The organism is Streptomyces sp. NPDC048337 (assembly GCF_043201175.1).
GTDB lineage: Bacteria > Actinomycetota > Actinomycetes > Streptomycetales > Streptomycetaceae > Streptomyces.
Genome location: NZ_JBICYR010000028.1, coordinates 1 through 12,160, shown reverse-complemented (window position 1 = coordinate 12,160; position 12,160 = coordinate 1). Strand labels below are relative to the sequence as shown.

General features: G+C 72.4%; 9 protein-coding genes. 6 read left to right on the top strand and 3 right to left on the bottom strand.

The window, feature by feature from the left end:
* Positions 1–90 precede the first annotated feature (90 nt).
* A complete protein-coding gene (locus ACGFYU_RS32460) occupies positions 91–957 on the bottom strand; it encodes a GyrI-like domain-containing protein (protein ID WP_393830884.1) in 867 nt (288 codons plus the stop codon).
* 89 nt (positions 958–1,046) lie between these two features.
* Positions 1,047–2,006, bottom strand: a complete 960-nt coding sequence (locus ACGFYU_RS32455) for a helix-turn-helix transcriptional regulator (RefSeq protein WP_393830883.1) — start codon at positions 2,004–2,006, stop codon at positions 1,047–1,049.
* 50 nt (positions 2,007–2,056) lie between these two features.
* On the opposite strand from ACGFYU_RS32455, the gene ACGFYU_RS32450 reads away from it, so the two are divergent.
* Positions 2,057–2,509: a hypothetical protein gene (locus ACGFYU_RS32450; RefSeq protein WP_393830882.1), complete on the top strand. Its 453-nt coding sequence runs from the start codon at positions 2,057–2,059 to the stop codon at positions 2,507–2,509.
* Between the two features lie 75 nt (positions 2,510–2,584).
* Here the strand turns inward: ACGFYU_RS32450 and ACGFYU_RS32445 are convergent, their stop codons facing one another.
* The gene (locus tag ACGFYU_RS32445) at positions 2,585–4,216 is read right to left on the bottom strand and encodes a CocE/NonD family hydrolase (protein WP_393830881.1); all 1,632 of its coding nucleotides are present in this window, start codon (positions 4,214–4,216) and stop codon (positions 2,585–2,587) included.
* A gap of 341 nt (positions 4,217–4,557) precedes the next feature.
* Here ACGFYU_RS32445 and ACGFYU_RS32440 point away from each other — a divergent pair, with 341 nt between their 5' ends.
* From ACGFYU_RS32440 to ACGFYU_RS32420, 5 genes are all read left to right on the top strand, one after another.
* A complete protein-coding gene (locus ACGFYU_RS32440; protein ID WP_393830880.1) occupies positions 4,558–5,358 on the top strand; it encodes a TIGR03084 family metal-binding protein in 801 nt (266 codons plus the stop codon).
* Between the two features lie 71 nt (positions 5,359–5,429).
* The gene (locus tag ACGFYU_RS32435) at positions 5,430–7,232 is read left to right on the top strand and encodes an acyclic terpene utilization AtuA family protein (RefSeq protein ID WP_393830947.1); all 1,803 of its coding nucleotides are present in this window, start codon (positions 5,430–5,432) and stop codon (positions 7,230–7,232) included.
* A complete protein-coding gene (locus tag ACGFYU_RS32430) occupies positions 7,229–8,827 on the top strand; it encodes an acyl-CoA carboxylase subunit beta (RefSeq protein ID WP_393830879.1) in 1,599 nt (532 codons plus the stop codon). Before ACGFYU_RS32435 ends, ACGFYU_RS32430 begins: the two co-directional genes overlap by 4 nt.
* 8 nt (positions 8,828–8,835) lie before the next feature.
* Positions 8,836–10,743, top strand: coding sequence for a biotin carboxylase N-terminal domain-containing protein (locus ACGFYU_RS32425; RefSeq protein ID WP_393830878.1), 1,908 nt, complete (start codon positions 8,836–8,838; stop codon positions 10,741–10,743).
* A complete protein-coding gene (locus tag ACGFYU_RS32420; RefSeq protein WP_393830877.1) occupies positions 10,740–11,900 on the top strand; it encodes an acyl-CoA dehydrogenase family protein in 1,161 nt (386 codons plus the stop codon). Before ACGFYU_RS32425 ends, ACGFYU_RS32420 begins: the two co-directional genes overlap by 4 nt.
* The last annotated feature ends 260 nt before the right edge of the window (positions 11,901–12,160 follow it).

Below are 12,160 nucleotides of genomic sequence, written 5' to 3'. Positions count from 1 at the left end.
GACCGTGTGCGTGGACTTTTTTCCGTGCCGGGTGGCTGAGTGCCGTCCGGGAGGGGGCGCGCGGCGGCCTTCGGCGCCGCGCGCCCGTCGTCAGGTTGTCGTTCGTTCCACGGGGATCCACAGTTCCGCGTCGGCGTGTGTCGTGTCCTGGGACAGCCGGGTGCGCAGGATTTCGGGGCCGGGGCGGCTCCGGTAGGGGTTGGACGGGAACCACTGCGTGAACACGTCCCGCCACAGGTGCTGAAGGGTGTGGGGGAACGGTCCGGAGCTCTCGAAGACGGCCCACGTTCCGGCCGGGACGGTGAGGGCGTCCATGTCCTCGGGGACCGGGGCGCTGGTCACCACGGCGTGGTAGTAGTCGAGTTCGGTTCCCTCGGCGCGGCTTTCGTCCAGGTCGTCGGTTACCGAGACGATTCCGTCCGGGGCCTGGTCGGACAGGTTCTCGATGCGTTGGAGTGTGTCCCGGTCGAGGCTGCGGATGAAGGCGGCGATGGCCGGGTTGACGCCCTCGTGGACCAGGGGGACGCGCGCCTTTCTGCCGACCACGCGGAATGCCTCTTTCTCCACGACCTTGTATCGCATGCTGCTGCTCCCTTCGATGATGAGGCGGAAGGACATCCGTTGCTGGGAGTGGAGGTGTGCGCCGGTCCGCCTGGCCTCGCTCGGGCCGACGCCGTGCATGGCGCGGAACGCACGCGCGAACGCCTCGCCGGAGGTGTAGCCGTACCGCACCGCGATCTCCAGGAGCGTCCGCTCCCCGGCCAGTACCTCGGCGCCCGCGACCGTCAGCCGCCTGCGCCGGACGTACTCCGACAGCGGGATCCCGGCCAGCGCCGAGAACAGCCTTCGGAAGTGGTACTCCGAGGTCATCGCGATGCGCGCCAGGTCGTTCGCGTCGATGCGCTGATCGAGGTGGCATTCGATGTGTTCCATGGCCCGGTTCAGCCGCTCCAGCATTCTGGTTTCCTTCCCTTTCGATTGCTTACGTTAGGAAGGGGCCGCCTTGCCGGACCCGACCTTTCGTGCCCGGTTCGGTCGGGTGCCGGTCATGTGTAGCGGGACGTCATCGCCGCCAGGGTGGATGTGATGGCGTTGCGGAGGGTGGGTGGGGAGAGGACTTCCGCTTCCGTGCCCAGGGACAGGAACTGGGACAGGGCCTGGTCCTGGGACTCGATCGGGAGTACGGCGCGGGTCCAGCCCGGGAGGTCGGGGTCCGGGTTGCCGGTGGTGGTCAGGGCGCGGGCCTGGGCGCCCGTGAGTCGGGCCGCCGCGTGCGGGGAGAGGCGGACCAGGGCCTCCTCCGGGTGGAGGCGGGCGTGGAAGTCGGCCTGGGTTCGGCGCCAGTGGGTTGCCAGGTCGAAGTCCTCCGGGGGTTCGGCTTCCTCGGTCGTTTCGCGGAGGGTCAGGATCTGGTCGATGCGGTACGTGCGGGGGCCCTCCGGGCCGGCGACCAGGTACCAGCGGCCCGCCTTCAGGACCAGGCCGTACGGGGCCAGGCGGCGGTCCACCTCGCGGGGTTCCTTCCACCGCCGGTAGCGCACCTCGATCACCCGGCCCCGCCACACCGCGTCGGCGACCTGGGCGAGGTACGGGGTCTCCTCGTGCTCCGCGTACCAGCCCGGGGCGTCCAGGTGGAAGCGCAGTCGCATCCGGTCGGCCTGGGCGCGCAGTTCCGGGGGGAGGGCGGCGCGGAGTTTGAGCTGGGCCGCCGACAGGGCGGGGCCCAGGCCGAGTTCCGCCGCGGGCCCTGGCATGCCCGTCAGGAACAGGGCCTCCGCCTCGCCGGTGTTGAGCCCGGTCAGCCGGGTCCGGTAGCCGGCGAGCAGCTGATAGCCGCCGCTGTGGCCGGCGTCCCCGTACAGCGGTACGCCCGCCGCGGCCAGCGCCTCCGCGTCGCGGTAGACCGTACGGACGGACACCTCCAGCTCCCGCGCGAGCTCGGCGGCGGTCATCCGGCCCCGGGTCTGGAGCAGGAGGAGGATCGAGAGCAGGCGGCTGGACTTCATCGGGACTCCACTGACACAGGATGTCAGTGGAGTGTTCCTACCGTTCCCGCATGAACGATTTCGACTTTCTTGTCGGTGACTGGGATGTCCTCAATCGCTGGCGCGTTGACTTTCTTGATGTGGAGAGCGACTGGGAGGAGTTCCCGGCCGTGTCCCGCGGATCGCGGCACTTCGACGGCGGCGCCAGCTTCGACGAGATCGACTTTCCGACGAAGGGATTCGGCGGGCTGACCCTGCGGCTCTTCGACCGGGAGCGGGAGGAGTGGTCGCTGTACTGGTCGAGCCGGCGGACCGGGACGCTCTTCCCGCCCGTCGTCGGCCGCTTCGAGGGGGGTCGGGGCGTGTTCGAGGGGGAGGACACGCACGACGGGAAGGCGGTGCGGGTGCGGTTCGTGTGGTCGGGGATCACGGAGGATGCGGCGCGCTGGGAGCAGTTCTTCTCCGTTGACGGGGGCGACAGCTGGATTCACAACTGGACCATGGAGTTGGCCCGTCGGGCCTGATGTCGGGGATCGGCCCGAGTGCCTGCGCCCGCCCGGCCGGCTACGGGGGTACCGGCCGGGCGGGCGCGCTCCGCGCTAGCCGAGCGGCAGGTCCAGGTACGAGGGCGTCGGCTCGGGTGAGGTGAAGGCCAGGGTCGCGCGCGGCAGGTTGGCGTCCCCGTAGAAGGGGTCGCGGGCGTCGATCACCAGCATCAGCCGGTTGCCGCGCGGTACGTCGTACGCGGTGGCCTGGAGCTCGATGTCGGCGCTGATCAGGCTGTCGGGCGGGGAGTCGAGGTCGGTGTACGGGGCGTGCGTGACGATGTGGGCCGTGCCGTCGGGCGCCACGTCGAGGAGGTACGCGACGAAGGCGGATCCGGGGTTCGCCGCCCGGTAGGTGACGCGCAGTTTCGGCGTGCCCCGCAGCCGGGTGGTCTCCGGGGCCGGGGCGGCGGTCCACACGGCGGCGACGGTGTGGTCGATCTCGCCCGTCGGGTAGACCTTCGGGCGGCCGGCGATCTCGGCGTAGCCGGAGGTGACGATGGTGTCGGCCACGGTCGCCGGGGTGTCCACCCCGCACAGCACGGTCGCCGACCAGCCGGCCTCGGGCTGCTCGGCCAGTTCACCGCCGCCCGCCAGGTGCAGCCGGTGAACGTGCTCGGTCAGGGAGGGCCAGCTCGGGCGGGGTTCGAGGGTGCGGCTCCACATGACCTCGCCGATCACCTCGCCCTCGTCGCCGATGCCGTTGTCGATCCCCTTGAGGTGGTGGTCGAACCAGCGGTGGGCGTCCGTCCAGATCCGGTTGGGCAGGCCGAGCATGCCGGACGCCTCGGGTCCGGAGTGGTCGCCGATGGAGAGGACGAGCCGCTTGGGGCCGGTCAGCTCGTTGAACGTCTTCAGGATCTGGTTGGACGGGAAGAGCGTCTCGTGCCAGGCGTGCGCGTAGAAGACGGGCACCTGGCGGCGGTTGAGCTCCTTGACGTAGGTGAAGGGGGAGCGAGCCTCCGCCCAGCGCAGGGTGCCCCGGATGTCGCGGCCCGCGAGGACGTTGTCGAAGACGCTCTGCGTCTGCGGGCTCAGGCGCGCCTTCGCGGCCGCGTCGAGAAGGGCCCGTACGGCCGCGACGTGGCGGGTGGAGTTCTCGTAGAAGGCCTCCCCGAGGTCCCCCCAGCTGCTGAGCGCGACGACGGCGTGGACGCGGGTGTCGTGCGCGGCGACGAGCTGGCTGATGCCCGAGCCGTACGAGTCCCCGAGGAAGCCGATCTTCGTGACCGGGCCGGCGGCGCGCTCGATGAGGTGGTCCAGCGCGCGGCTGCCGTCGGCGACGTCGAGCGGGCCGGCCACCTCCACCTGGCCCTCGGAACCGGCGAATCCGCGGGTGGTGTAGGCGAGGACGTCGTAGCCGCGGGCCGCGAAGAGGGTGGCCTGCACGGCGTACGCGAGCCAGCCGAGGCTGGTCCAGGGGGAGGGCATCACGATCAGCGGGCGCGGCTGGGGGCCGGTGTGGCGCCAGAGCCCGGCGTCGAGCAGGTCCCCGTCGGCGCCGGTCACCTTGCCGCGGGTGAAGACGGCCCGGGAGCGGAGCTCGGCGACCTCGGCGGCGCGGGCGGGGGCGAGGCCGGTGAGGTCGCCGCTCTCCAGGGCGGTGACGAAGGCGCCGAGGGCGGTCGAGTCGAGTTCGGGGTAGAGGGAGAAGGGGGTTCGGGGTGTTCGGGCGGCTGGGGTCACGACAGTTCATCCTCTTCGTCGTCGTCTGCGTCGAGTGACATGAACGTGCTGCGTGAAGTGCTGCGCTCGCCCGGGCCCGGAGCGGAACGTCCAGTATCGACGGGACATCCGGTGACGTATCGCGAGTTTGCGGCTTACGGCCTGAATCGCCCCCTGTGAGCCGGGTCGTCGGCGCGGTACGGGACCTGCGTCCGTGAGGCGGCGTGGCAACTCCCTTCCGGTGGACGGTCATTGCGGGGTGTGGCGGGAACGCGCCGTCTTCACGAGAAATCATGCAAGCGTGCTTGATTGTTTTTGCGGAGGCTGCCAGTCTTCCCCTCACGCCGAGAGGGGAGCGAGCCGTGCCCGATCCGTCCGCAGCCGCAGTCTTCATCGACCTGAGCGAGGAAGGGTGTGAACTTGACGCCCTGGTCGGAGAGTTGGACGACACCGACTGGGCCCGGCCCACCCCAGCGCCCCGGTGGAGCATCGCCCACCAGATCGCCCACCTGCACTGGACCGACCGGGCCGCGCTGCTCTCCCTCACCGACCCCGCCGGCTTCGGCCGCATGGTCGAGGAGGCCCTCAAAGCCCCCGACTCCTTCGTCGACGAGGGCGCCGAAGAGGGCGCGAAGCTGCCGCCGGCCGAGCTGCTCGCCCGCTGGCGGGCCGGGCGCGCCGCCCTCGACGAGGCGCTCGCCGCGGCCTCGCCCGACGCCCGCTTCCCCTGGTACGGCCCTCCGATGAAGGCCGCCTCGATGGCGAGCGCCCGGCTGATGGAGACCTGGGCGCACGGCCAGGACGTCGCCGACGCGCTCGGCGTGCGCCGGACCCCGACCGCGAGGCTGCGGCACGTGGCCCGCATCGGCGTACGGGCCCGCGACTACGCCTACTCCGTACGGGGACTGCCCGCGCCGGAAGGGGAGTTCCGGGTGGAGCTCACGGCGCCCGACGGCGTGCAGAGGTGGGAGTACGGTCCGCCGCAGGCCCCGCAGCGCATCACCGGGCCCGCGCTCGACTTCTGCCTGCTGGTGACCCAGCGCGCCCACCGCGCCGATCTCGCCCTCACCGCCACCGGTCCCGACGCCGACCGCTGGCTCGACATCGCCCAGGCCTTCGCGGGCCCGGCCGGCCCGGGCCGCGAACCGGGGGCCGCGCGGTGACCCGCCGCCGTGCACTGCGCATCGGCAACGCCTCGGGCTTCTACGGGGACCGCTTCGACGCCCTGCGCGAGATGCTGACCGGCGGCCCGCTGGACGTGGTGACCGGGGACTACCTGGCCGAGCTGACCATGCTGATCCTCGGCCGGGACCGGCTGAAGAACCCGGACCTCGGCTACGCCAGGACCTTCCTGCGCCAGCTGGAGGAGGGACTCGGTCTCGCGCACGAGCGGGGCGTACGGATCGTGGCGAACGCCGGCGGCCTCAACCCGGCCGGACTCGCCGACGCGGTACGGGCGTTGGCGGCCAAGGCGGGCGTGCCCGTGTCCGTCGCGCACGTCGAGGGCGACGACCTGATGCCATACGAGGAGGGGGCGCTGACCGCCAACGCCTACCTCGGCGGCGCCGGGATCACCGCCTGCCTGCGGGCGGGCGCGGACGTGGTCGTGACCGGCCGGGTCACGGACGCGGCGCTGGTCAGCGGCCCGGCCGCCTGGTGGTTCGACTGGGCGCCGGAGGACTACGACCGGCTGGCGGGGGCGGTCGTCGCGGGCCACGTCCTGGAGTGCGGAACCCAGGCCACCGGCGGCAACTACTCCTTCTTCACCGCGCACGACGTCCGCCGGCCGGGGTTTCCGCTGGCCGAGATCGAGGAGGACGGCTCGGCGGTGATCACCAAGCATCCCGGGACCGGCGGGGTCGTCTCGGTCGGCACGGTGACGGCGCAACTCCTGTACGAGACCCAGGGTGTGCGCTACCTCGGCCCGGACGTCACGGCCCGGCTGGACACGGTCCGGCTCGCCCCGGCCGGAGCGGACCGGGTCCGGATCTCGGGCGTACGGGGAGAGGCCCCGCCGCCGACGCTCAAGGTGGGCGTGACGCGGATCGGGGGCTGGCGCAACGAGGTCGTCTTCGTCCTGACGGGCCTGGACATCGAGGCCAAGGCGGCGTTGGTGCGGGCGCAGCTGGCCGATGCCCTGTCGGGTGTCGCCGACGCCACCTGGACGCTGTCCCGTACGGATCACCCGGACGCCCCGACGGAGGAGACGGCAGGCGCCCTGCTCCGTCTGGTGGTGCGGGACCCCTCCCCGGACCGGGTGGGCCGCGCCCTGACCTCGACGGCCGTCGAGCTGGCCCTGGGCAGCTACCCGGGCTTCCACGTGACGTCCCCACCGGGGCCGGGCCAGCCGTACGGGATCTTCCGCTCGGGGCCGGTCCCGGCGGCCTCGGTCCCCCACGAGGCGGTCCTGCCGGATGGCACCCGCCTCCCGATCCCCGCTGCGCGGAGCCTGTCCTTCACTCCGCCCCTTCCGGGCGGTGCCGCATCGACGGCTGCACCGAGCGGGGGCAGCACCTCCAGCCGCTCCGCCCCGGACCCGGCCGGGGCTCCGCTCCCGATCCCCCGCGCCTCAAACGCCGGCGAGGCTGATCCTTCAGCCCCTCCGGCGTGGGAGGAGCCGGGTCCGGGGCGGAGCCCCGGTTTCGGGAAGGGGCGGGTAGGGGAGAGCCCCGCAGGGCCCACCACCCGCGCCCCCTTGGGGGCCCTGGCCGGGGCCCGTAGCGGCGACAAGGGCGGGGACGCCAACGTCGGCGTGTGGGTGGAGACCGACGCCGCATGGGACTGGCTGCACCACACCCTCACGGTGGAGACCCTCCAGACCCTGCTCCCCGAAACCCGGACCCTCCCCGTGACCCGGCACGCGCTCCCGCACCTGAGGGCCCTGAACTTCACCATCACCGGCATCCTCGGCGACGGCGTCGCCTCAGGCCACCGCTTCGACCCCCAGGCCAAGGCCCTCGGCGAATGGCTCCGCGCCCGCCACCTCGACATACCGACGCACCTCCTGCCGCCCGCCCCGGAGGGGACCCGCCCATGACCCGCCTCGCCACCACCGTCGACCCCCACGCCCCCGAGCACGCGCAGGCCCGTACCGCCGCCCTCGAACGCCTCGCCGCCCTCGACGCCGAGCACGCCAAGGCCCTCGCCGGCGGCGGCGAGAAGTACACCGCCCGCCACAAGGCCCGCGGCAAGCTCCTCGCCCGGGAGCGCATCGAGCTGCTCCTCGACCCGGACACCCCCTTCCTGGAACTGTCCCCGCTCGCCGCCTGGGGCGGCGACCACCCCGTCGGCGCCTCCATGGTCACCGGCATCGGCACGGTCGAGGGCGTCGAGTGCCTGGTCACCGCCAACGACCCCACCGTCCGCGGCGGCGCCTCCAACCCCTGGACCCTGAAGAAGGCGCTGCGGGCCAACGAGATAGCCCGCCAGAACCGGCTCCCCTGCATCAGCCTCGTGGAGTCCGGCGGCGCCGACCTGCCCTCCCAGAAGGAGATCTTCATCCCGGGCGGCGCGATCTTCCGCGACCTCACCCGGCTGTCGGCCGACGGCATCCCGACCATCGCCGTCGTCTTCGGCAACTCCACCGCCGGAGGCGCGTACATCCCCGGCATGTCCGACCACACCATCATGATCAAGGACCGCTCCAAGGTGTTCCTCGGCGGCCCGCCCCTGGTCAAGATGGCCACCGGCGAGGAGAGCGACGACGAATCCCTCGGCGGAGCCGACATGCACGCCCGCACCTCCGGACTCGCCGACCACTACGCCCTCGACGAGCACGACGCGATCCGCCAGGCCCGCCGCGTCGTCGCCCGCCTGGGCCACCGCAAGCCGTACGCGGACCCGCCCAAGGCCGAAGAGCCCCTGTACGACCCCGAGGAGCTCCTCGGCATCGTCCCGCCTGACCTGAAGACCCCCTTCGACCCCCGCGAGGTCATCGCCCGCATCGTCGACGCCTCCGACTTCGACGAGTTCAAGCCCCTCTACGGCACCAGCCTCGTCACCGGCTGGGCCACCCTCCACGGCTACCCGGTCGGCATCCTCGCCAACGCCCAAGGGGTGCTGTTCAGCGCCGAGTCGCAGAAGGCGGCCCAGTTCATCCAGCTCGCCAACCAGCGCGACATCCCCCTCCTCTTCCTCCACAACACCACCGGCTACATGGTCGGCAAGGAGTACGAGCAGGGCGGCATCATCAAGCACGGCTCGATGATGATCAACGCGGTCTCCAACTCCCGCGTCCCCCATCTCTCCGTCCTGATCGGCGCCTCCTACGGCGCCGGCCACTACGGCATGTGCGGCCGCGCCTACGAGCCCCGGTTCCTCTTCGCCTGGCCCAGCGCCAAGTCCGCCGTCATGGGCCCGCAGCAACTGGCGGGGGTGCTGTCCATCGTGTCCCGGCAGTCCGCCGCCGCCAAGGGACAGCCGTACGACGAGGAACAGGACGCCGGCATGCGCGCCTTCGTCGAGGCGCAGATCGAGTCCGAATCCCTGCCGATGTTCCTGTCCGGGCGGCTGTACGACGACGGCGTCATCGACCCGCGCGACACCCGTACCGTCCTCGGCCTGTGCCTGTCGGCCGTCCACAACGCCCCCGTCGAGGGCGCCCGTGGCGGCTTCGGCGTCTTCCGGATGTGAGCCCGCAGATGACCATCAGCTCCCTCCTCGTCGCCAACCGCGGCGAGATCGCCGTCCGGATCTTCCGGACCGCCCGCGCCCTGGGCCTGGACACGGTCGCCGTGCACTCCGACCCCGACGCCGACGCCCTGCACGTCCGTACCGCCGACGCGGCCGTACGCCTGCCCGGCGCGGCCCCCGCCGACACCTACCTGCGCGGCGACCTGATCATCAAGGCCGCCCTCGCCGCCGGGGCCGACGCCGTGCACCCCGGATACGGCTTCCTCTCCGAGAACGCCGACTTCGCCCGCCAGGTCCGGGCCGCCGGCCTCACCTGGATCGGCCCGCCGCCCGAGGCCATCGAGGCCATGGCCTCCAAGACCCGGGCCAAGGAGCTGATGCGCGCCGCCGGCGTCCCCCTCCTCGAACCCGTAGACCCGGCCACCGCCACCCCCGCCGACCTGCCCCTGCTCCTCAAGGCGGCCGCCGGCGGAGGCGGCCGCGGCATGCGGGTGGTCCGCGACCTGGACGCCCTCAAGGAGGCCCTCGACGCCGCGTCCGCCGAAGCGGCCTCCGCCTTCGGCGACGGCGAGGTCTTCGCCGAGCCCTACGTGGAGCGCGCCCGCCACGTCGAGGTCCAGATCCTCGCCGACACCCACGGCACCGTCTGGGCGCTCGGCACCCGCGACTGCTCCCTCCAGCGGCGCCACCAGAAGGTCATCGAGGAAGCCCCCGCGCCCGGCCTCCCCGAAACCCTGCGCACCACCCTCCACGAGGCTGCCGTCGCCGCCGCCCGCGCGGTCTCCTACGAGGGCGCGGGCACGGTCGAGTTCCTCGTCACCGCCGACGGCCGCCCCTGCTTCCTGGAGATGAACACCCGACTCCAGGTGGAACACCCCGTCACCGAAGCCGTCTTCGGCCTCGACCTCGTCGCCCTCCAGCTGCGCATCGCCACCGGCGCGGCCCTGCCGCTCACGCCCCCGCAGCCCACCGGCCACGCCGTCGAGGCCCGCCTCTACGCCGAGGACCCCGCCCAGGACTGGCGCCCCCAGACCGGCGTCCTGCACACCCTCACCGTCCCCGGCGAGGTCCGCGTGGACACGGGCTTCACCGACGGGGACACCGTCGGCATCCACTACGACCCCATGCTCGCCAAGGTCGTCGCCCACGCCCCCACGCGCGCCGAGGCCGTCCGCGTCCTCGCCCACGCCCTGGCCGGCGCCCGCATCCACGGCCTGACCACCAACCGCGAGCTGCTCGTACGGTCCCTGCGGCACCCGGAGTTCACCGCCGGGCAGCTCGACACCGGCTTCTACGAGCGCCACCTCGCCGCCCTCACCGCCGACGCCCCGGACCCCACCCTGTCCGCCCTCGCGGCCGCCCTCGCCGACGCCGCCCCGGGCCCGGACGCCCCGCTTGCCGCCCGCCTCGGCGGCTGGCGCAACGTCCGCTCCCAGCCGCAGACCCGCCGCTACGCCGCGGCAGGCACCGAGTACGAGGTCCAGTACCAGCCCGTGAACCTCCCCGGAGTCCGGGTCCTGGCCGCCGAACCCACCCTCGTGACGCTCGAAGTCGAGGGAATCCGACGCGCGTTCCACGTGAAACAAAATTCGAACAAGTCAGAGATCTACATCGACTCACCCCTAGGCGCCCACACCCTCACCCCCGTTCCCCGGTTCGCGGACCCCCAGGACCGCACCGAACCGGGCTCCCTGCTCGCCCCCATGCCCGGCACCGTCGTCCGCGTCGCCGAGGGCCTCGCCCCCGGCAGCCCCGTCACGGCCGGGCAGCCCCTGCTCTGGCTGGAGGCCATGAAGATGGAACACCGCATCCTCGCGCCCGCCTCCGGCACGCTCACCGCGCTCCACGCCGCCACCGGCCAACAGGTCGAGTTCGGCGCCCTGCTCGCCGTAGTCCAGGAGGAACCGCAATCATGAGCCCCACCATCGAATCGGAAGAAAACAAGTCCCTGCGCACGGCGGTCGCCGCCCTCGGCCGGAAATACGGCCGCGAGTACCTCGCCCGCGTCGCACGCGAGGGCGGCCACCCCGACGAACTGTGGGCCGACGCCGCCAAGCTCGGCTACCTCGGGGTCAACCTGCCCGAGGAGTACGGCGGCGGGGGCGGCGGCATCACCGAACTCTCCATCGTCCTGGAGGAACTCGGCGCCGCGGGTTGCCCCCTGCTCATGATGGTGGTCTCGCCCGCGATCTGCGGCACGGTCATCTCCCGCTTCGGCACCGAGGCCCAGAAGCGGGCCTGGCTCCCCGGCCTCGCCGACGGCACCCGCACCATGGCCTTCGGCATCACCGAACCCGACGCCGGATCCAACTCCCACCGCATCACCACCACGGCCCGCCGTGACGGCGACGACTGGATCCTCACCGGCCGCAAGGTCTTCATCTCCGGTGTCGACATCGCCGACGCCACGCTCATCGTGGGCCGCACCGAAGACGCGCGCTCCGGGCGCCTCAAGCCATGCCTGTTCATCGTCCCCCGGGACACCCCCGGCTTCTCCCGCACGGTCATCGACATGGAACTCCAGGCGGCGGAGAAGCAGTTCGAGCTGGTCCTGGAAGACGTACGCCTGCCGGCGGAAGCGCTCGTAGGAGACGAGGACGCGGGCCTCCTCCAACTCTTCGCGGGCCTCAACCCCGAACGCATCATGACCGCCGCCTTCGCCATCGGCATGGGCCGCCACGCCCTCGCCAAGGCCGTGGACTACGCGAAGACCCGGCAGGTGTGGCAGGCCCCCATCGGCGCCCACCAGGCGGTCGCGCACCCGCTCGCACAGGCCCACATCGAGCTGGAGCTCGCGCGGCTGATGATGCGGGAGGCTGCGCTGCTGTACGACGCGGGGGACGACATGGGGGCGGGCGAGGCGGCGAACATGGCGAAGTACGCGGCGGGGGAGGCCTGCGTCCACGCGGTGGACCAGGCGGTCCACACCCTCGGCGGCAACGGCCTCACCCGCGAGTACGGGCTGGCCTCCCTGATCACCGCTTCACGGGTGGCGCGCATAGCCCCCGTCAGCCGCGAGATGATCCTCAACTTCATCTCCCACCAAACCCTCGGCCTCCCCAAGTCCTACTAGCCCCCGCTCCTCAATCGCCGGAGGGGCTCGGTGTGCCATGCCTGGCCAGGTGCGGCTCAAGGATCCGGGGCTCCGCCCCGTACCCCGCGCCTCAAACGCCGGCGAGGCTGGATTTGCCGGCCCGGGCTGGAAGGTGCCAGGTGGGCTGGATGGTGGTGCCGAGGTCGGGGTCGGGGACGGGGTGGGGTGTCGGCCGGGACTAAAACGAGATGAATTCGGCGCACGCTCCCGTCCGGCAGAGCCGACCCGGAAAGGGCGCC